This is a genomic window from Usitatibacter palustris, from assembly GCF_013003985.1.
Classification (GTDB): domain Bacteria; phylum Pseudomonadota; class Gammaproteobacteria; order Burkholderiales; family Usitatibacteraceae; genus Usitatibacter; species Usitatibacter palustris.
In genome coordinates this window covers 1,478,580-1,498,122 of record NZ_CP053073.1, presented here as the reverse complement: position 1 = coordinate 1,498,122, position 19,543 = coordinate 1,478,580, and the positions used below count along the sequence as shown (strand labels likewise).

Annotated in this window: 17 protein-coding genes; 3 read left to right on the top strand and 14 right to left on the bottom strand. The window is 61.2% G+C overall.

From position 1 onward, the window contains the following. Positions 1-32: 32 nt before the first annotated feature. From truA to DSM104440_RS07535, 6 genes are all read right to left on the bottom strand, one after another. The gene (gene truA / locus DSM104440_RS07560) at positions 33-836 is read right to left on the bottom strand and encodes a tRNA pseudouridine(38-40) synthase TruA (RefSeq protein ID WP_171161408.1); all 804 of its coding nucleotides are present in this window, start codon (positions 834-836) and stop codon (positions 33-35) included. 62 nt (positions 837-898) lie between these two features. Then, entirely contained in the window at positions 899-3,430 is a 2,532-nt protein-coding gene (locus DSM104440_RS07555) for a motility hub landmark protein FimV (RefSeq protein ID WP_246212115.1), read from the bottom strand. A 156-nt stretch (positions 3,431-3,586) separates the two neighbouring features. Then, the gene (asd, locus tag DSM104440_RS07550) at positions 3,587-4,708 is read right to left on the bottom strand and encodes an aspartate-semialdehyde dehydrogenase (protein ID WP_171161406.1); all 1,122 of its coding nucleotides are present in this window, start codon (positions 4,706-4,708) and stop codon (positions 3,587-3,589) included. 69 nt (positions 4,709-4,777) lie between these two features. After that, positions 4,778-5,839, bottom strand: coding sequence for a 3-isopropylmalate dehydrogenase (leuB, locus tag DSM104440_RS07545; RefSeq protein WP_171161405.1), 1,062 nt, complete (start codon positions 5,837-5,839; stop codon positions 4,778-4,780). Positions 5,840-5,846: 7 nt separating this feature from the next. Continuing rightward, positions 5,847-6,485 carry a 3-isopropylmalate dehydratase small subunit gene (gene leuD, locus DSM104440_RS07540; RefSeq protein ID WP_171161404.1) on the bottom strand — a complete coding sequence of 213 codons (639 nt, stop codon included), beginning with the start codon at positions 6,483-6,485 and terminating at the stop codon, positions 5,847-5,849. A gap of 3 nt (positions 6,486-6,488) precedes the next feature. After that, complete coding sequence (locus DSM104440_RS07535; protein WP_171161403.1) at positions 6,489-6,611, bottom strand: entericidin A/B family lipoprotein; 123 nt, start codon at positions 6,609-6,611, stop codon at positions 6,489-6,491. A 235-nt stretch (positions 6,612-6,846) separates the two neighbouring features. Here DSM104440_RS07535 and DSM104440_RS07530 point away from each other — a divergent pair, with 235 nt between their 5' ends. Beyond that, positions 6,847-7,050: a cold-shock protein gene (locus DSM104440_RS07530; RefSeq protein WP_171161402.1), complete on the top strand. Its 204-nt coding sequence runs from the start codon at positions 6,847-6,849 to the stop codon at positions 7,048-7,050. Positions 7,051-7,266: 216 nt separating this feature from the next. On the opposite strand, the gene DSM104440_RS07525 is transcribed toward DSM104440_RS07530, so the two are convergent. From DSM104440_RS07525 to DSM104440_RS07510, 4 genes are all read right to left on the bottom strand, one after another. Continuing rightward, positions 7,267-7,488, bottom strand: coding sequence for a HigA family addiction module antitoxin (locus DSM104440_RS07525; RefSeq protein WP_246212114.1), 222 nt, complete (start codon positions 7,486-7,488; stop codon positions 7,267-7,269). Between the two features lie 79 nt (positions 7,489-7,567). Then, complete coding sequence (locus DSM104440_RS07520; RefSeq protein WP_171161400.1) at positions 7,568-7,849, bottom strand: type II toxin-antitoxin system RelE/ParE family toxin; 282 nt, start codon at positions 7,847-7,849, stop codon at positions 7,568-7,570. An 84-nt stretch (positions 7,850-7,933) separates the two neighbouring features. Further along, entirely contained in the window at positions 7,934-9,349 is a 1,416-nt protein-coding gene (leuC, locus tag DSM104440_RS07515) for a 3-isopropylmalate dehydratase large subunit (protein ID WP_171161399.1), read from the bottom strand. Positions 9,350-9,452: 103 nt separating this feature from the next. Continuing rightward, positions 9,453-10,130 (bottom strand): hypothetical protein, encoded by a 678-nt coding sequence (locus DSM104440_RS07510; RefSeq protein WP_171161398.1) that lies wholly within the window; start codon positions 10,128-10,130, stop codon positions 9,453-9,455. Between the two features lie 536 nt (positions 10,131-10,666). Between DSM104440_RS07510 and DSM104440_RS07505 the strand changes: the two genes are divergently transcribed. Together DSM104440_RS07505 and DSM104440_RS07500 are read left to right on the top strand one after the other, a co-directional pair. After that, positions 10,667-11,596, top strand: coding sequence for an HNH endonuclease (locus DSM104440_RS07505; RefSeq protein WP_171161397.1), 930 nt, complete (start codon positions 10,667-10,669; stop codon positions 11,594-11,596). Between the two features lie 185 nt (positions 11,597-11,781). Further along, positions 11,782-12,531: a hypothetical protein gene (locus DSM104440_RS07500; RefSeq protein WP_171161396.1), complete on the top strand. Its 750-nt coding sequence runs from the start codon at positions 11,782-11,784 to the stop codon at positions 12,529-12,531. A gap of 23 nt (positions 12,532-12,554) precedes the next feature. Here the strand turns inward: DSM104440_RS07500 and DSM104440_RS07495 are convergent, their stop codons facing one another. The 4 genes from DSM104440_RS07495 to DSM104440_RS07480 all read right to left on the bottom strand — a co-directional run bounded on the left by DSM104440_RS07495 (position 12,555) and on the right by DSM104440_RS07480 (position 19,496). Then, entirely contained in the window at positions 12,555-13,337 is a 783-nt protein-coding gene (locus DSM104440_RS07495) for a nuclease-related domain-containing protein (RefSeq protein ID WP_171161395.1), read from the bottom strand. A gap of 28 nt (positions 13,338-13,365) precedes the next feature. Further along, on the bottom strand, positions 13,366-15,165 hold the full coding sequence (locus DSM104440_RS07490) for a GmrSD restriction endonuclease domain-containing protein (protein WP_171161394.1): 1,800 nt from the start codon (positions 15,163-15,165) through the stop codon (positions 13,366-13,368). 114 nt (positions 15,166-15,279) lie between these two features. After that, positions 15,280-17,964, bottom strand: coding sequence for a DEAD/DEAH box helicase (locus DSM104440_RS07485; protein WP_171161393.1), 2,685 nt, complete (start codon positions 17,962-17,964; stop codon positions 15,280-15,282). After that, a complete protein-coding gene (locus DSM104440_RS07480) occupies positions 17,961-19,496 on the bottom strand; it encodes a site-specific DNA-methyltransferase (protein WP_425509652.1) in 1,536 nt (511 codons plus the stop codon). Before DSM104440_RS07480 ends, DSM104440_RS07485 begins: the two co-directional genes overlap by 4 nt. Between the last annotated feature and the right edge of the window lie 47 nt (positions 19,497-19,543).

The window sequence follows — 19,543 nt, the reverse complement described above, 5'->3', positions numbered from 1 at the left end:
AGATCTTGATGCGTGTGCGTTGAATTTTGGGGTCAGGAACCATCGACTACCCGGGCGACTTCGAGCAATGCGTTGCGGCGGAAGGCCGGCAACGCGAACGCGGAATCATACTCGACGGCCGAGAGGTACAAGCCCTCGGCGGCGAACGTGGGCGCGGCGAGCTTGCGATCGCGCCCTTCGAGCAGCTCCAGGAGCCAGGTCTCGGGCTGCCGGCCCGCACCCACGTACACAAGCGAACCCACGATGTTGCGCACCATGTGGTGGAGAAACGCATTGGCCCGCAGCGTAAAGATGACGAGGCTCCGCACGCGCTCCACGCGCACCTCATAAACGTCCCGCACCGGGCTCTTCGCCTGGCATTGCGCATCGCGGAAGGCGCTGAAATCGTGCTCGCCCACGAGCGACTTCGCCGCGTACTTCATCGCCCCGACATCGAGCGGCAGGTGGAACCAGCCCACGCGATCGTGCAGCGCGGCGGGTGCCACGGGGTCATCCAGCAGGAGGTAGTGGTACGTGCGCGAGCGGGCGCTGTAGCGCGCGTGGAAGTCATCCGGCACGGTCTTGGCCCACACGACCCGAACCCGGGGATCGAGGAAGGTGTTGGGTCCGCGCACCCACGAGACGTTCTCGCGCACAGCGTCGGTGTCGAAGTGCACGACCTGCCCTGTAGCGTGGACTCCGGCGTCCGTACGGCCCGCGGCGGTGACTTCGATGGGTGCGTCGGCAAAGCGGCTCAGCGCGGCCTGCAGGTGGTCCTGCACGCCACAGCCGCCCGGCTGCGTCTGCCACCCGCAGAAGGCGGTGCCGTCGTACTCGATGCCGAGTGCCATGCGCATGTTTGGGGGCTGCAAAAACAAAGGGGCAGGCCCTGGGGCCTGCCCCTATTCTTGCAAGCTTTCTAGAGCGAAGCGATCAACGAATTCGCTTCGGCCTTCTGGGAGGCGGAGCCTTCCTTCGCGACTTCCTGGAGGATCTCGCGGGCACCGTCCTTGTCACCGATCTCGAGGTAGGCCTTGGCCAGTTCGAGCTTGGTGCTCACGGCATCGCTGCCACCGCCGGAATCACCCATGTCGAGGTTGAGGTCCGCCATGCCCGAGCTCGCGGGCGCGGAGGGGGCGATCGTCTTGTCAGCGCCACTGCCCGGGAAATCAAGGCCGGAGAGGTCGAAGTCGAACGAGGGCTTTTCCTTCGGCGCTTCGGCGACCGGGGCCGCGGGCGCAAGGTCGATATCCATCGACGAGGGCGCATCGAGGTCCAGGTCCGTTGCGGGCTTGTTCGAATCGAGGTCCAGGTCGAAGGCGGGCGCCGACGAGGTATCCAGGTCGCTCACCGCCTGCGAGCTGCCCTCGAGGTCGAAGTCGAGGTCGGGCTTCGGCGGTGCCGCAGGCGCCATGGCCTGGTACGTCGACGTACCGGAGGCAGCGGCCACGTAGAGCGGGTTCGTCGGATCGATCTGCGCGCCCATCGCGGCGGCCTTCTGCCACAACGGATGGTTGTCGCCGACCTGCGCGTGCAGTTCCTTCGCGACGTTCTCGAACGCCGTGGAGCTCTTGCGGGCGTGGTAGATCTCGAGGAGCTTCAGCGCGATCTCATGGCGGCTCTTGTCGCGCGCCATCGCTTCCTTGAGGATTTCCTCGGCCTGCGCATCGCGGCCATAGGCGATGTAGACCTCGGCCTCGGCGACGGGATCGACTTCATCCGTGTCGATCGAGCCGGGGCCAGTCTTGTCGAAGTCGGTGAGGAACGAGCTGTTACCTGTGTCCACCAGCCCACCACCCGACTTCCCCGTGACGGTGTTGGGCTTAAGGTCGGAGGGGAAGGCGCTCGTCATCGAGCTCGAAGGTCCGGCCTCAGCCCGCTGCTTTCGTCGTCGGGCCCAGAGGAAACCACCCAACCCCAGCAGTCCGATGCCACCGATGCCGGCGGCAAGGTACGCGGGGTTGTCCATCAGCTCATCCATCAAGCCGGGGGGCGGCGGGGGCGGCGCGGCCTTCTTGGCGGCGGGCTTGGGTTCGGCAGGCTTCGGTGCTTCGGCAACCTTCGGGGCTTCCGCGGGCTTCGGCGCTTCAGCGGGCTTCGTCTCCGCCGGCTTCACTTCCGCGACCTTCGGCGGCTCCGCGGGCTTCGCGGCTTCCTTCTTGGGCTCTTCCTTCTTCGGCTCTTCCTTCTTGGGAGCCTCGGCAACCTTGGGCGCGTCCGGGATCTTCTTGTCGCCGGGCTTCGCCTTGTCGTCAGGCTTCACCGGCGCGGCGGCCTTGAGGTCCAGCAGGCGCTGCATGTCGCGGATCTGCTTCTCGAGCTCGGTGACGCGCGACTGCGATTCCTTGAGCGCCTTGTCCTTGGAGATCACTTCTTCCTGGAGCGCGCTCACACGGTCGGAGCCGCCCTTGCCCGCTCCGCCCTTGCCGGATTCGGACTTCGAGAGCTTGAGGGTGTCCTTGCCTTCGGCGGGGGCCGGCGCAGGCGGCGGCACGGCGGCCGAGGCGATGCGACCCGAGGAAGCGCTGGAAGCCTGCGTACGTGCCGGGAGGGTGCTCACGCCACCGGCGAGCGACTCGCGGTACGTGTTCCAGTTGGCGACGTGCGTGCGGATTTCCTTGTTGGCTTCCTTGTCTTCGATCTTGCCGATCTCTTCCGCCGACGGAACCTTGAGGATCTGTCCGGCCTTCAGGCGGTTCATGTTGCTGTCGACGAACGCGGCCTGGTTCTCGCGATAGAGCGCGACGAGCATCTGTTCCATGCTCACCGAGGAAGGCTTCACTTCACCTGCGATCTTGCGCAGCGTTTCGCCCTTCTGGACGGGGCCATAGGTTTCGCCGGCGGGCGAACCGATGAGCGCGGGGCTGGGGGCGGGCTTCGCGGTGTTGAGTTCTGCTTGTGCGGAGGGCGAACCGGTGGTTGCCGGAGCGCTCGGGGCCGAAGAACCCGACGCCGAAGGTGCAACCGCCGGCGCGGCGGCCGGCGGCGGCGTTGCCTGAACCGTTGCGGTTGGAGGGGCTGCGGCCTGTGGCACGCGCCCTTCCGCGAACCCTGGCGGATCCAGAAGAATCGGGTACTCGCGCTGGATGCGGCCGGCGGGCCAGGTCATCTCAATGAGCACATCGACGAACGGCTCGTTGATCGGGCCGATGCTCGAGATCTTCAGGTAGGCCTGGCCGTTGGGACGCTTCTCGACCGAGAAGCGCAGCAAGCGCAGGACGCTGGAATATTCAATGCGCGCTTCGCGATAAGCCTCAGGAGAGGCGACGCGAGCGGTCAGTGTGTCGAACTCACCGGGTTGAATCGATACCAGGTCGATCTCTGCTGCCAGGATCTGACCGAGCGCCGACGTGACCGTGAGCTTGCCGAGGCCCGCAGCGTGCGCCGCGATCGAGGCCCCGAGGAGCAGCGCAATGGCTACTCCGGTTCGTATTGTCCTCACCATCTTCATGCCCGTCCCAATCTCGGAAGACCGGTAAAAGTAGAGTAGCATCAAGTAGTTATTGTTTCAACTTCACCCGGATTATTGCATTATCGCTTAAGTCGGACATTTTTCAAGCGTTTTTTCCCGACCGGGGCTCCCCGGCCGGGCTCCTCACCCCTGTTTCTACTGCAGTTTCCCCTCAAGGATCCGAAGCATCCGGCGCAGCGGTTCGGCGGCCCCCCAAAGCAGCTGGTCACCTACAGTGAAGGCCGAGAGGTACTCGCCTCCCATTTTGAGCTTTCTGAGGCGTCCGATGGGAATATCGAGCGTCCCGGTGACCGCGACCGGGGTCAGGCGCTTGAGCGTCTCCTCCCGGTTGTTCGGGACCACTTTCACCCACGCGTTGCCGCCGGCGAGGATCTTCTCGATATCGGCGATCGGGACGTCCTTCTTGAGCTTGATCGTGAGGCCCTGCGAGTGGCAGCGCATGGCGCCCACGCGAACGCAGATGCCGTCGACCGCGATCTCGTTGTTCTCCGCGCGGCCGAGGATCTTGTTGGTCTCCGCATGGCCCTTCCACTCTTCGCGGCTCTGGCCGTTACCGAGATCCGTGTCGATCCAGGGGAGCAGGCTTCCTGCGAGCGGCACGCCGAAGTGCTCGGTCGGGAATTTCTCGTCGCGCAGGATGCCGGCGACTTCGCGGTCGATGTCGAGGATCGCGGAGGCGGGGTCGTCCAGCAGCGCCTTGGCGGTGAAGTGGACCTCGCCCATCTGTTGGAGCAGCTCGCGCATGTTCTGCGCACCCGCACCCGAGGCGGCCTGGTAGGTCATGGCCGTCACCCACTCGACGAGGTCGGCCTTCAGCAGGCCGTCGATCGCCATCATCATGCCGCTCACGGTGCAGTTGCCGCCGATGAAGTCCTTCGTGCCCGCGGCCACCGCCTTGTCGATCACGGGACGGTTCACGGGGTCGAGGATGATGACCGCGTCCTTCTGCATGCGAAGCGCCGAGGCCGCATCGATCCAGTAGCCCTTCCAGCCCGCCGCGCGCAGCTTCGGGTGGATGGCTTTCGTGTAGTCGCCGCCCTGGCAGCTGATCAGGTAATCGTTTTTCGCGAGCTCGGCGACGTCGTTGGCGTCCTTGAGGGGCGCGATCTTCTTGCCGACATCCGGACCGTTCCCGCCGACGTTGGACGTCGTGAAGAACACAGGGTCGATGAGATCGAAATCGCGTTCGGCACGCATGCGCTCCATGAGCACGGAGCCGACCATGCCGCGCCAGCCGATGAATCCAGCGGTCTTCATTGTTCTTCCTTCGGCGAGGGCGTTTGCTTGGGGGGCGCAGTCAGCGCCCCTCGCACGCCGCCTGCAGTTCTAGAGAGCTTTCACCACGGCTGTACCCATTTCCGCCGTGGTGCAGGGTTTCGTCGTTTTCGTCGCGATGTCGGCCGTGCGCAGGCCCGTGGCCAGCGCGGCACGCACCGCGGACTCAATTCGCGCGGCGAGGTCGGTGCGATTGAACGTGTAGCGGAACATCATCGCCATCGAGAGGATCATCGCGAGCGGATTGGCGACACCCTTGCCGGCGATGTCGGGCGCCGAGCCATGGATGGGCTCGTAGAGGCCCTTCCCGTTCGCGTCGAGCGAAGCGGACGGCAGCATGCCGATCGAGCCCGTCAGCATGGAGGCTTCATCCGAGAGGATGTCGCCGAACATGTTGCCGGTGACGATGACGTCGAATTGGCGGGGGTTGCGCACGAGTTGCATGGCGCAATTATCCACCAGCATGTGCGAAAGCTGAACCTCGGGGTATTCGGGCGCGATTTCCTCGGCGATGTCGCGCCAGAGCTGCGTGGTCTCCAGCACGTTCATCTTGTCGATGGAGCACAGGCGCTTGCCGCGAGCCATAGCGGTCTTGAAACCGACGTGGAGGATGCGGCGGATCTGCGCCTCCGTGTAGCGCATCGTGTTGAAGCCTTCGCGATTCGGTGCTGCTCCCGTGATGCCGCGCGGCTGGCCGAAGTAGATGTCTCCAACAAGCTCACGGACGATCATGATGTCCAGGCCCGAGACAACTTCGGGCTTCAGCGTGGACGCATCGGCGAGCTCCGGGAAAACGTTTGCCGGGCGCAGGTTTGCGAAGAAATCACACTCCTTGCGAAGACCCAGGATGGCTTTTTCGGGACGCTTGTCGCGGGGAAGCTTGTCGTACTGCGGGCCGCCGATGGCGCCGAAGAGGATGGCGTCGGACTGCTGCACGAGCTTGAGAGTTGCGTCAGGAAGCGGATCACCGTGCGCGTCGTAGGCGGCACCGCCGACGAGCGCTTCCTGCGTCTCGATCTTGAGGCCTTCGCTGCGCAAGACATCGAGCACGCGAAGCGCTTCGCGCATGATTTCGTTGCCGATGCCATCACCGGCCAGCAGTGCGATTTTCATCGTCGCCCTACTGGAAGATCCAGGGTTCGGTGCGCTTACGCTTCTCTTCGTATTCCCGGATCGCGTCCGCGTGGCGGAGCGTGAGGCCGATCTCGTCCAGGCCGTTGAGGAGGTTTTCCTTGCGGGTGGCGTCGATGTCGAACGGGTACGTCTTGCCCGAGGGGGTGACGACGGTCTGCGAGGGAAGATCGATCGTGACCTTGTAGCCCGCGTGCGCCATCGTCTCGTTGAAGAGATGGTCGACCTCGAGCTCGGTGAGGACGATCGGCAGGAAACCGTTCTTGAAGCTGTTGTTGAAGAAGATGTCGGCGAACGACGGCGCGATGACTGCCTTGTATCCGGCCTGCTGCAGCGCCCACGGCGCGTGCTCGCGCGAGGAGCCGCAGCCGAAGTTCTTGCGGGCGAGCATGATCGTCGCGCCCTGGTACTGCGGGTAGTTCAGGACGAAGTCGGGGTTGGGCCGGCGCTTCGTGAGGTCCATCCCCGGTTCGCCGGTGTCGAGATAACGCCACGCGTCGAACAAATGCGGACCGAAGCCGGTGCGCTTGATCGACTTGAGGAATTGCTTCGGGATGATCGCGTCGGTGTCGACGTTGGCGCGGTCGAGCGGCGCCACCAGCCCCGTGTGCGTGACGAACTTTTCCATGGACTACTTCTTGGCGGCCTTCTCGATGGCTTCGCCGCCCTTTTGCACGTCCTTGCCGACGCCTTCCATGGTGTTGCACGCGGACATAAACAGCGCGGCAGCCACGAGGAAAAGGAGCTTCTTCATCGGAGTGTTCCTTATGAAATTGGGGAAGCAGTTGAATTATAACGGGACTTGTCGGGAATCGGCCCGGACTCAGGTATACTGCGCGGGCAGGATCAGTCAATTAGTCGAAGTCTCAGTCTCCCTCCGAACCGCTTTCATGGCGGTGCCTAGTGGCAGTCAATTCCCCTACTTGATCGTTCATGACCCGTTCCCGAACCCGGTTGGTTCGGATTATCGACAAGAAGGAAATACGCAAATGGCACAAGGTACCGTGAAGTGGTTCAACGACAGCAAGGGCTTCGGCTTCATCACCCCGTCTGATGGCGGCAAGGATCTCTTCGCCCATCACTCGGAAATCCAGATGGATGGCTTCAAGAGCCTGAAAGAAGGACAAGCCGTGGAATTCGAACCGACCCAAGGCCCGAAGGGCCCGGCCGCTTCGAGGATTCGCGCGGTCTAAATTCTCGATCGCTCGAGAATTGCAACCAGATAGGCCCGGGAAACCGGGCCTTTTTGCTTTTGGGGGATCGGACCGCGCTAGTGCGCGGTCACGCGGCCAGCCGTCGGTGGAGTCAACCCTGGAACAGTGCCCACGTAGCATTGATCCTCTTCGGACCACTGCACGATTTTCAAGTATCTGTCGCTGTCCTTCACGAGTGCGTCCTCCTTGCGAGGCCTAGCGTATGGGCTTGACCGAGTCCAACCGCCCTCCCAACAGTTGCTCAGCCATCTCAAGATCGAACTGCCGCTGCAGGTTGAGCCAGTAGTCGGCCGACTGATCGAATGCCCTTCCGAAAAGGAGGGCTAGCTCGGCGGTCACCGGCCTGCTCCCCTTCACCACGTGCGAAATGCGCATCGGTGACACCCCGATCGTCCGGGCGAACTCTGCCTGGGACATGCCGAGTTCGGATAGTCCCTCAGCAAGGAATTCCCCGGGGTGGACAAAGCGGGGCCGCTCTCGCACCTTGCGGGCGCCTCTAGTGGTAGTCGACGACCTCGACGTCATTCGCATGAACTCCTTCAAATCGGAAGCAGATCCGCCACTGCTCGTTGATCCGGATGCTGTATGTCCGGTCGCGAGTTCCGGAAAGCAGCTCCAGCCGGTTGGACGGCGGAAATTTCATGTCACCCACGCAGGCCGCCGCATCCAGTTGCTGGAGCCGTCGCATGGCACGCGCTTGGATCTCAGGCGGTATCCGTCGGGAATGGCCGGTCCGGAAGAACTGCTCCGTTTCCTTGGACGCGAAGGATCGAATCACCGGGGAGTATAAACAATTCGTTTACGGGGCACAAGACATCGCCCCACGAATTGCACAACGGCTGCTGCGGGAATCGGATGACGCTTACGACTGGCGCCGAACGTCCACGAAGTGCCCCGCGATCGCAGCCGCAGCCGCCATCGCCGGGCTCACCAGGTGCGTACGACCACCCGCGCCCTGCCGCCCTTCGAAGTTGCGGTTTGAGGTGGAGGCGCAGCGCTCGCCCGGCTCGAGCTTGTCGTCGTTCATCGCGAGGCACATCGAGCAGCCGGGTTCGCGCCACTCGAAGCCTGAGTCGCGGAAGATGCGGTCGAGGCCTTCCTTCTCGGCCTGCTCCTTCACCAATCCCGATCCAGGCACAACGAGTGCGAGCTTCACGTTGCTCGCCACGCGCTTGCCACGAACGATCACGGCCGCCGCGCGAAGATCTTCAATGCGCGAGTTGGTGCACGAGCCGATGAAGACCTTGTCGATCGCGATGTCGGTGATGAGCTTGTTGGGTTCGAGGCCCATGTAAACAAGGGCCCGCTCGATCGCCTCGCGACGGGACGGGTCCTTTTCCTTGTCGGGGTCTGGCACGCGGCCCTCGATCGAGACCACCATCTCGGGCGAAGTGCCCCAGGTGACTTGCGGCTTGAGGGACGCGACGTCGATGTCCACGGTGCGGTCGAACTTCGCACCCGGGTCGGAGACGAGCGTGCGCCAGTAGGCCGCGGCCTTCTCGAACATCTCGCCTTGCGGTGCGTGTGGCCGGCCGCGCAGGTATTCGATGGTCTTCTCGTCGCACGCGAACATGCCCGCGCGGGCACCCGCCTCGATCGACATGTTGGAGACCGTCATGCGGCCTTCCATGGAGAGGCTTCGAAACGCGCTGCCGCCGAACTCGATCACGCTGCCGGTTCCACCCGCCGTGCCGATCTTGCCGATGACGGCGAGGACGAGGTCCTTCGCGGTGACACCTGTCGGGAGCGTTCCTTCGGCGCGGATGAGGAGCGTCTTCGCCTTCTTCTGCGCGAGGCACTGAGTCGCGAGGACGTGCTCGACTTCGCTCGTGCCAATTCCAAATGCGAGCGCTGCAAATGCGCCGTGGGTGGATGTGTGGCTGTCACCGCAGACCACCGTCATGCCGGGAAGTGTCGCGCCCTGCTCCGGACCGATCACGTGGACGATGCCCTGGCGGTGATCCTTCATGCCGAAATAGGTCTTCACGTGGAACTTCTCGACGTTGTTGTCGAGCGTAGTGACCTGCAGGCGCGAAATGGGATCGGCGATCTCGCGGTCGTTGCGGCCGACGGCCGTGGGGACGTTGTGATCGGCGGTGGCGACGACCGAACCGATGCGCCAGGGCTTGCGATGGGCGGCTTCGAGACCTTCGAAAGCCTGGGGCGACGTCACCTCATGGACGAGGTGGCGATCGATGTACAGGAGTGCCGTTCCGTCCGCGTCCTGGTGGACGAGGTGGGAATCCCAAAGCTTTTCGTAGAGGGTGCGAGCGGTCATGACGAAATTATACGACCGCCACGGGTGGCGGCGCCTACACGGTCGATGCGGGAAAAGTCAGCGGCATCAATGTGGATCCCCTGCTCCCACCGACAAGCGTGAACTACCTTCGCGGCCGGTCCGCCGAAGCATCGACAGGCGCCGGCTCCGTGTCCCCCGGCCCCAGCTCCGTGAGCTTCGACCACGACCAGTACGCACCATCCGGCGCAGGGATGCTCCCGGCGGAGGTATCGCCCCAGGTAAAGATCGAGCCCCGTCGCCCCGTGGAGAGATTCTTGACGCCGACCGCGAGCGATCCGTCCTCCAGCCGCGCAAGCTTGAAGCTGCGCATCACGGTCTTGCTGCCGTATTCCTCCGGGTTCGTCCCCGGCCTCGCGGCGAACTCGAGCATGTTCGTCTTGCAGCTCACTTCGTTCTTCGGAAAGATCCTGAACGACCATTCGCGCGTGAGGGTCGTGCGGTAGTTCGGATTGCGGTTGATCGAGCGCGAGCGGATCTCGACCTCGCCGCCGTTCTCGCGAACCCAGATCTGCATCTCGCCGCCGTAGATCGGAACCGGGATGCCGTCTTCTCCGGGAACTTTGTTGGTTGGCCCACGGCCCGCCCACGTCCCCGCGACCGGCGGCCAGGCATAGACGCCCTGCATCGACGGGCATCCGATGGTCTTCGTGCGAACTTTGCCGAACGAGAGATCAGGGAGCGGCGAGCCACCTTCTACGACCTCTTTCTTGCCGCAGGAGGCTGCGATGGGGAGTAGCGCCGAGAGCAGGAGCCGCAGCATTAGTGAACGCAGCGTCAAGGCGTCCTACTTCGCACAGTCCGTAAGGGGGATCCAGTTGCCAGCCGCATCACGAATGTGGTGCGCGGGCCCCCTCCGGGAGGGTCGTTCCGTCCACGAGGACCTTGCCTTCGACAACCTTGCCGGTGACGATTCCCATAGATTCAATGCTACTCCCTGGATTGACGCCCTGAGGTAGTGACACCGCTTCCCCGCTCACCATGGATGGCTGCTCCACTTCAGCGCCGACTCCGGTCCACACCGGGGACAGACATACCAAGTGCCATCCTGTTGTTCGACGGCCGTGCGGTACGGCTCGCTCGCCCGGCGAAGGTGCTCTGCCACTTCCTCTGAAGTCGCGATTCGCACGGGGCCGTAGCAGGCCATGCATTCATCGATTCCGGGAAGGGTTCCAAGAGCAGCCATGGCGATTCAACGCCCGCCGTCGGGAGGCGGTTTACGTGCCCTCCCCACTCGGTCCGCTTGGTTGCCAAGCCCAAAGGAATCCCGCAACCTTCCTCGGCGCACCCGAGTCGACAATGCCCATCACCGACGACCTCGACCAACAGATCCGCACCGCCGCCTTCATCCACGTGAGGCGGATGCTCGAGATCCGGGACCCGCTGACCTCCGAGGACATCGCGCGCGGCTTCACCTTCCAGGGGGAGCGCATTCCGCTCATCAACCCGCAGCGCGGCATCTTCAAGCCGCAGCAGTTGAAGTACGCCCTGTCGATCAAGACCGTGGTGCCGAGGAAGGGCGCGAGGATCTGGTACGACGACCAGCGCGCTGCCCACGACCAGATCTACAAGGGGGACGAGACCGTCGCGTACTCCTTCATGGGGACGAACCCGGAGGCGGCCGACAACCGGTGGCTTCGTGACGCGATGCGAAACCAGACCCCGCTGATCTACTTCCTGGGCGCGTTCCCCGGGCACTACCACGCGATCATTCCGGTCACGATCGTCGGATGGGACGCCAAGGCGTTACAGGCGCAAGTCTCGATGGGATTGCCGGGCGAGCTGCGCGCCGACCCGCAGGAGACCGCGCTCGAACGACGCTACGCGTTGAGGCAGGTGAAGACACGGCTGCACCAGACGCTCTTTCGCGCGGCCGTGATCTCGGCCTACGGTGGACGGTGCGCGCTTTCAGGGCTTCCCGAGACGAGTCTTCTCGATGCCGCGCACATCAGGCCCGATGCGGACGAGTTGATGGGGCAGCCGGTAATCACCAATGGGCTGCCGCTCACGAAGCTGCATCACGCAGCGTTCGACAACCATCTGATTGGCATCAATTCGGACTATCGGGTCGTGGTCTCCAGGCGCCTTCTGGAGACGCGTGATGGACCGACGCTTGAAGCGCTGAAGGCGCTCGATGGGAATTTCATCAATCTTCCGAGGCGAGCCAAGGACCAGCCGGATCGAGAAAGACTGGCGGTTCGCTACGAGACGTTCGAGAAGGCGAACTAGGCGTGTCGCGCCGGGAACGAAGCACGAGGCGAGCGTTGAACGGGTAGAGGCGATGGTTTCGTGGACCCGGGACGTTGGAGAGTAGAACTCTTGAAGGCGCTCGAGTGGAAGCGCCTCGAGCAGCTCGGCGCGGTCTACTGGCTCGCTGACACTGTCAAACAGAACAAACCATAGGTATCGTGAGCATGGCCACCATCCCGAGCGACAGTCCCTCTGCGCGCCTGTTCGCGCTGACGAAAAGTTGCCCGGTGCCGCTGCCCGCGGGCGTCGTGCCAGTCCCATATCAACTCTGCGCGCCAGACTTCTGGCCGGGCGGGCTTGGCCACGATCCCTCCGCCGCGTTCCCGCGTGGCGGTGTCATGTGCCTCGGCCACAATTACGGCATTCCGAGCGATTGGGAGGACACTCGGCGCAATGGCGCGGCCATCCTGCGTAGTAACACCACGTGCCGCGTAACGCTTGAAGTATTCGCGCGCTGCGGCGTGCCGCACCCTGAACTTTTCCTGACCAACTTTTTCTCGCACATGATGGACGCCAAGACTCCAATTGGGCGCTTTTGCGGCGCCGGCCACAGCGATTACGAGATGTGGACGCGCGCGGTACTCGTCGCACAGATTGAGGTCATGCGCCCGCGCGCAGTCTTCATCCTCGGGCTGCACGTGCCGCCAATGCTCGCCCCGCTGGCTCCTGATTTCCGGCCGTGGGACCGCCACCGCACGATGTCCGCTCTCGATACTTCTGGCACTGCGTTCGTGCCGCGCGTTACGTTTGGCGGCGACGGCTGGTCACACAGTTCCTCCGTGGCAGTCATCACGCACCCTTCGAAACGGCACCTCAACGTGGGACATCGACGCTACAAGGGGCTGGTCGGAGATGCGGCCGAAGTGGCGATGATTCGTGACGCGCTGGACGCAAGCGGGGAGGTGAAGCCATAAGCGCGACACGGAACGTGAATTGATCACTCCGCCGGAAACGTTCGGATGTACCGACTGAGGTGGAACGAGGCGAGCTTCACTTCTTCGCGCGTCAATCGCTCGCTCTCGTGCTCGAGAAAACCCGGCAACGACTTCGGCTCCAGCACCCAGACGTCCTTGGGCGTGCCCTGCGGTTGCGCGATCCACCACCCCGGAAAAAGAACCACCGGCTTGACCCAGTACTTGCGCCCCGTCCCTTCCTCGACAAGGCGAGCCAGATAGTCAGCCTGCGCGCGTGCCTGGAGAATGGGATCGCGATCCGGCGTGCGGCCGCCGACCTTCAGCTCATGACCATCGAACTCAACCTCCGCGCGGGGGCCACGCGGCTTTCTCCACGTCTTCGTTTCGATCGCGAAGATTCCACCCGGCCCGATCAGCACGTGGTCAATGTTGAAGCCGGGTGCCGGAACATCGTGATAGACCTCGTACCCACTCCCCCGCAGGCGCTCAAGGAACTGCCCGACGGCCTTCTCTCCCTCCGCTGCCAAGCGGAGGTTTCTGAATTCAGGGAGGAACTTTCGAACTCGAATGCCCGCATAGGCGATCGCGGCAAGTGCCACCGTGGCAACGGCCCACGGGGCCGGCGGCTGGTTGGCGTAGGCACGCCAGACCTCCAAGGCAGTAAGCACGACGCCAGCCGCCGCGGCAATGAGCGATGGCTCGAGCTTCTCCTGAATGCTTCTCCGTCGCTCCTCGCAGGACTGGCCCGGTGTTCTCAGGGGCTTGTCCTTGAGAGGCGAGCGGTTCCCCGGCGGGCCAACGCTCATATCCCCCTCCCCGAATGAGGCGACTACCTCACAGCGACTCGCACCACTCCCTGACCTTGGCCGCCATGAGTTGGCGCCTCTGTATCAGGAAATCATCATATTCGGGAACATCGCCGTCCAAGAAGGACGGCGGAATGCAATGCTGTCGGAGGTTTTCAATCAACTCTGCCTTCTTCGTAATTCCTCCGTGTTTCTTCTTGCCGCCGTTGACTTGATCAGCAAGCTCCTCGAAATACTTTTCCGGCGCCTTCTTTCCAATTGCGATGTTGATCTCGCTCTGTGCCAAGACAAAATTGGCGATCTGGTTGTACTTCCCCCTGGAGAATCCCTGCCCCTTCAAGTGATCCTTTGGATAAACGTGGTGAACGTCCGTTCGATTCAGGAGCAAATCGTTCACCGTGATGTCGCGCGACAGGAAACCTCTGTCGCCGGCCTTTACTTGAGCTGCCTGGTACGCCAGGAAGAAGGCGTTGTTTACGGATGATGTGTCGAGCTCGATTGGGACCAGATTCGACCAGAAATTCTCTGACAATTCCGCCTTGAGGATTGCTTCGCAATAGGACCCAATCCCGAGGGCGTCGATCTGGCGAATGTCATAGTCGATATCGGTCTCCGGATTGCCACGCGAGTATCGGCGAGTCAGCAGTGACATGGCATACCAACGGCGCACCACTTGCTCCAGGTCTGCCGCTGGTAGCTTTTCGGCCCGACCCTTCAAGTAAAGGATGTACGCAAAGTTGACGTTGTTCTGGGCACTAATCAGATCGGCTATCACGAAGCCGCCGGAGCGGAGAATCATGGTGATTCGATCGAAATGTGTCTTATTGATGAAAGCGAGGATGCCCTTCTTTAGCCGACCAAAGGACTGCTCCGCGATTACTTCCTCGTACTGCTTGGTTTCAAAGTTGCGCCCCGAGAGTAGGGCAACCAAGTCCTGAAGCTTGCCGCGTCCGAATTCCGACGTGAAGGCAACCCTCAGCATGTCCGTGTAGGTCGGGTCATAGATATCGTCGTTGATATCCTTCAACCACTTCATTGCAGGAAGGAACTCGGAGGCTGCGAAGGCGCGATCCCCCTTCTCAATCTTCTTGTAGAACTCCGGAGCCTTGGACAGGTGGCAAAAGTAGTCGATTGCCTTTCGCAGCAGATTGCCACCGTAAGTCTCGTTGGCGGCAATCTTCGACATGGCAAAGTCGGCTTGGGAAAGCTCAGCTCCCGCGGAATTCACGCGGATGAAAATTTCGGTCACTGTCTCGATGTCGAGGTCTTCGGCAAGCTCGATGATTCCAACATGGTTGTTGATGATCTTTCGCAGCCTTTCGAGAATGCCGAAGACCATTTCTTCATCCACCCCCTTGTTGGCGGCGGCATAAGCTCTCGTGATCTGGAGGAGTTTGGCGTCCGGCGCAAACAGCGTTGAGACATCTTCAATCCACTTCACGTCCTTTCGAATGATCGGCGTAGCGACGTCAAACTTCTCTTCCAATGGGTTGAATGCGATCCTGATTCGAACGGTTTCGTAATCCTTGGTTAGGACCTCTCGACCGAGAATTGCGGCCATCAGTGCGGTTACGCGCTGCTGGCCGTCGATCAAAATCCTTTTCCCCGCGGACGGCGTACCGTCTTTTAGTTTTACGGTGGGGTTCCGCCACGAAATCAGATAACCGATCGGATACCCCTGATAGAGCGAGTCGAGGAGATTTCTGACCTTCGTCGCCTCCCATACAAAGGGCCGTTGGATTTCAGGTATGGCTATTTCGCCCGACTTGACCCAGGTCAGAAGCGTCTCGATCGGATGCGGTGCTACTGAATAGCGCTGCGTCGCCATGCCTGATGCCTCCCCCTGTTCGCTCGAGATCGTGCTCTAAGCGTCGCGACTCCACCGGAAAATGAATCTGGCACACCCGTTGGCCGTCTCTGAACTCAATAAGTTCAGCCGTAGCTACTGGCAGAGATACTGCTGCGTCAGGGCGTCAAGGGTCATGTTCTCCGCAATTGCGTCGTGCGGAATGAGGACATACGACCAGGGCTTTTCACCATATGCCGTCGCATGCCGCGAAGCCTGAGAGCACCACATCACTGCCGCGCCTCTCTTTGCCACGACCTCAACACCAGCCATCTGGCTCTTCATCTTCGGCTCGATCATGAGGATCGAGCCTTCAGTCTCTGCCACGAAGTCAGGTTGGTACTCCGAAATGTCGCCACCGACCTTGTAGTAGATCTGGAACTGACCCTTAGCTGGACGAAACCACTTCTCAGAGTCTCGCTCAAGGATTACTGCCAACTTGCGCTCTGGGTCTGAGTCGAACTTCTGCACCGGATACAGGCAACGCTTGAATCCCCCGAAGTTGTACTTCGCCATATTGCTCTTGTCTTCCGGCGAGACGCGGTAGTCGGCAAGCGTTTGTCCGGCGACGGTGGCATACGCGCTCGCCTTTAGCTCGGTGAACCCTTTGCTCACTTTGGTTTCGTAACCGTCAGCTTCTTCCCAATGATGTTTCTGCATCTGTGCGTGGACAAACTTAGCAATGTCTCGCTGATAGCAGCGCAGTACCTTGCGCGTGTCGTCCTCCGAGAGGTAGCCGCGAAAGTGCTCAACCGTTTCACTCGCAAGGTCGTAGAGAAGATCGGCATGCGCGTCGTACGCCACATCATCGAAATCGACGAGACCGCTAACCACGTAATCTTCGAGCCTCGCCTCGTCATTGCCACCTTTTCCGAGAGCGATAACCTCGAATTGACTGGTCCGTAGGTGCCGGACCCAGAGCTCATCAGACACAGGCGGGTATTTCAAACTCGTCAGATCCAACTTGAACGGCTTGAAGCCCGACTTCACCACGCCACGTGGCACAACAAGAATGCGCGGAATGCCGATCGTCTGCTGTGTTACGAGGTCGATCGTTTTCGCTACCACGGCGGCAATGTCCGGCCTCTCCACTACGGCGTCCAACTCGAGCTGCGCCGGCCGGTGCCGTTCCTCGACCGCCTCGACAATTGCCCTCTGAATCTCCGGCTTCTTCAAGTGCGCAATTGTCGGAAGCGTTTGAGGCTGGTTTTCCAGCTTCCTGATCACTTCCCATGCGATCTGCGCGACCTTCTGCTCCTGCGGTTTGGCGAATGTTAGCGCTCCTCCGTCAGCAACGGAGGTACTGCTGGTCGCATGCTCCGGAGCCAATCCCAGCTTTGTGGCGAGCTGCGACTGCGATACCAGTGTCACAGTCTTCTGCGCGAGTTGGGCCGGATCTATGAAAACTTGCAGGATACGGATTGCGGAATCCGCCTTGCCCGCCTCGTCTACAATCTCCTGGAACCGGTCGTGCGCCACGATGTTCAGACGGTCCACGGCCGATACACCCGTACGTTTGCCGTAAGGCAGTCGCAACCCACGGCCGATGGACTGCTCGATGAGAGTACGGGCGTTGGCCGCGCGCAGCGGCACGATGGTGTAGAGATTGGTCACGTCCCAACCCTCCTTCAGCATGTTGACGTGAATGACAATCTCCGTCGGCTCGTCCGCCTGCTCCACCTTAAGCAGCCGCTCGATCATCTCCTCCTCTTCCGCGCCGGTCTTGCTGGAATCGACCTGAATGACCTTTTCCTTGTACTGCCCCTCGAAGAACCGGTCGGACTTGACGAGTTGCAGGAGCTGGGCGGCGTGCGTGGTATCCCGTGCGATAACAAGGAGGAATGGCTTTACGATCGTCTTGTCCGAAGTCCGCGCGTAGGTCTCCAACTCCACCTTCACGCTTTCATGCAATCGCACTCCATCCTCGAGCTTCAGGCGCTCGATCTCGTCCGGTGACATTCCCGCCGGATTGAAATTCTTTCGCGTCACTACGGCCGGCTCCTTCACGAATCCATCTGCCATCGCCATTCCCAAGGCGTAGTCGAAGATGACGTTCTTAAATGAAACGGGGACCTTACCCGTCTCGACAAAAGGCGTGGCCGTGACCTCCAGACCGAGGATCGGCTTCAACTCGTTAATAGCGCGCACGCCCGCGCTCGCGCGGTAGCGGTGCGACTCGTCCATGAGCAGCACGAGATCGGGCAACGCGGCGAGGTAGTCAAAGTAGCTCTCGCCGATATACTCCGAAAGGCGCTTGATGCGCGGAGACTTGCCGCCGCGCACCTCCGAGTTTATCTTCGAGATGTTAAAGATGTTGACCTTGCACTGGATCAGCTCGTCGAACAGCGACCCCGCCTTCGCCTCGTAGTTGTCCCCGGTGATGATCTCCGGTGCGTCGCTGGCGAACTCCGCAATCCCTTTAAACACGTACTTTGGCGTGTTCGGCGTAAAGTCCGCAATCAGCTTGTTGTAGATCGTCAGGTTCGGCGCTAGGACGAAAAAATTGTTGATCCCGTGCGCGAGATGGAGGTAGCTAATGAACGCCCCCATCAGACGAGTCTTCCCCACGCCCGTTGCGAGCGCAAAGCAGACGGACACGAACTCCCTCTCAAAATCCGTGACCGAGGGAAACTCGCTGCGGATCGCCGCGAGCGCCGCGGCTACGTCCGCCCCCTTCTTCGGCGGCGCGATTTCCGTAATCCGATCCAGGAGCTCGAGCGAGCGCCGCTGCGGCGGCCGCAGCGACAACCGCCCTGCGATTGCGTTGACGTGCCGGTTCATTTCTCCCCTTCCCCGAAAAGCCCTTGCTGCCCGGGCTTCGGAGGTGCTTTGGGAAGGTTCTGCACCTTCAAGCTGTAATCATCGTGCCCCCACTCGCAGCGCGACAACACCTGCCTCGGAATCTTCTTTACCGTGAGATTCGGATACTCGCCTCGCCCCCGGAACGCGGTGCACAGCACCAGCAGCGACCGCTCCCTCCCAACCTCGTCGCTCAGCTGCTGAAGCTGCTCTTGGCTCAGATTCGCCGTCGTGACATAGAGAAAATCTTGCTCCGTGGAATGTCCCTGCTGCCAATACACGGCATCACTCGGCGCATACGTAAATCCTTCCAACTTGCACAACGCCTCCGCGAGCATTGCAGCGTTGTACTCGCTGTTAATCACCCAGTTTCCCCACTTGTCCTTCGCCATCAGCGACGGCGCCAAGCGGTAATACCGAAACCCACCGCCGCCCTTCCATCCAGCAGCCTCAGTAATTCCGCCGGGGTCGTCTCCGTCGATAATCTTTTTCATGCGCGGAATAACGTGTGTGTGACAGTGCTCGCCTAGCTCCACCATGATCCACCGCCTACCCATCTTGTGCGCTACTGCGCCAGTCGTCCCTGAACCAGCAAATGAATCCAACACCCAATCCCCGGGGTCGGTGACCGCATCAATCAGCAAGTAAAGTAGCTTTTCCGGCTTCGGATAGTCAAAAGCATCTTTTCCGAACAAAGCCTCACTTTCCGCATTCGAGTCCTCGTAGGTCGCAATGCCGTAGTGAGCGATCGAGAGTAGGTTCTTGATCTTCTTTTCTTCGCCGCCAGCCTTAATGTGATTTGGTCGAAATGGCACCTTGCTAATCAGTAGCTGTTCGCCATTCCCAATGATCTCGTCGAGTTTCCTTTGGGAATAGCGCCATTCCCCTTCAAGCCGAAACGCTGTCGCGTTCCGGCCATTCTTGACGGCGAACTTGTCTAGCAATCTTGTGATGATGTTTCCCTCAGACATGTCCTGAGGTTTGAACTCCTGGTCATGGCATTTGAAATGGACCGAGCCAGCTGGAAACGTCAATACTTGAACACCGTTCCCGGCATTGTTGAGGGGATACTTCTTCCCCTCCGTCGTCAGACCTCCAATGAATGGAGGAGAGGATCCTCGATCAGGCGAATATGCCAGGATGTACTCAGTGACGACCCCCATGTTTGCGTTTAGAAACGACGGCTTCTTCTTCTTCTCCCAAATGAACTGACCACAGAAGTTCATGCGGCCAAAGATCTCGTCCATCAGCACCTTTAGGTACGCCTGCTCGTGGTCATCGATGTGCACGAAGATGATTCCGTCTGATCTAAGAAGCTTTCGAAGCAACTCAAGGCGATCGCGAATCAGGCTAAGCCACGTCGAATGCTCCACTCCGTCGTCATAGTGCTCATACGCAGCCCCGGTGTTGTACGGCGGGTCTATGTATATGCACTTAATGCGCCCAGAAAACTCTTGCTCAAGCGCTTTCAGCGCCAAAAGGTTGTCGCCGAAAATGAGGCGGTTGTCGTACAAGTCTGCCCCAGTTACACGGTGGCTGGCGTGATAGGACCTCGCCGCAT

Excerpts from the sequence above, each read along its gene's own strand:
- leuC (WP_171161399.1), bottom strand. The coding sequence starts at position 9,349 with ATGACCGCTCGCACCCTCTACGAAAAGCTTTGGGATTCCCACCTCGTC.
- DSM104440_RS07555 (WP_246212115.1), bottom strand. The coding sequence starts at position 3,430 with ATGAAGATGGTGAGGACAATACGAACCGGAGTAGCCATTGCGCTGCTC.
- DSM104440_RS07530 (WP_171161402.1), top strand. The coding sequence starts at position 6,847 with ATGGCACAAGGTACCGTGAAGTGGTTCAACGACAGCAAGGGCTTCGGC.
- DSM104440_RS07490 (WP_171161394.1), bottom strand. The coding sequence starts at position 15,165 with ATGGCGACGCAGCGCTATTCAGTAGCACCGCATCCGATCGAGACGCTT.
- DSM104440_RS07510 (WP_171161398.1), bottom strand. The coding sequence starts at position 10,130 with ATGCTGCGGCTCCTGCTCTCGGCGCTACTCCCCATCGCAGCCTCCTGC.
- DSM104440_RS07525 (WP_246212114.1), bottom strand. The coding sequence starts at position 7,488 with ATGTCCCAGGCAGAGTTCGCCCGGACGATCGGGGTGTCACCGATGCGC.
- DSM104440_RS07535 (WP_171161403.1), bottom strand. The coding sequence starts at position 6,611 with ATGAAGAAGCTCCTTTTCCTCGTGGCTGCCGCGCTGTTTATGTCCGCG.
- DSM104440_RS07500 (WP_171161396.1), top strand. The coding sequence starts at position 11,782 with ATGGCCACCATCCCGAGCGACAGTCCCTCTGCGCGCCTGTTCGCGCTG.
- leuB (WP_171161405.1), bottom strand. The coding sequence starts at position 5,839 with ATGAAAATCGCACTGCTGGCCGGTGATGGCATCGGCAACGAAATCATG.
- leuD (WP_171161404.1), bottom strand. The coding sequence starts at position 6,485 with ATGGAAAAGTTCGTCACGCACACGGGGCTGGTGGCGCCGCTCGACCGC.
- DSM104440_RS07505 (WP_171161397.1), top strand. The coding sequence starts at position 10,667 with ATGCCCATCACCGACGACCTCGACCAACAGATCCGCACCGCCGCCTTC.
- DSM104440_RS07495 (WP_171161395.1), bottom strand. The coding sequence starts at position 13,337 with ATGAGCGTTGGCCCGCCGGGGAACCGCTCGCCTCTCAAGGACAAGCCC.
- DSM104440_RS07485 (WP_171161393.1), bottom strand. The coding sequence starts at position 17,964 with ATGAACCGGCACGTCAACGCAATCGCAGGGCGGTTGTCGCTGCGGCCG.
- truA (WP_171161408.1), bottom strand. The coding sequence starts at position 836 with ATGCGCATGGCACTCGGCATCGAGTACGACGGCACCGCCTTCTGCGGG.
- asd (WP_171161406.1), bottom strand. The coding sequence starts at position 4,708 with ATGAAGACCGCTGGATTCATCGGCTGGCGCGGCATGGTCGGCTCCGTG.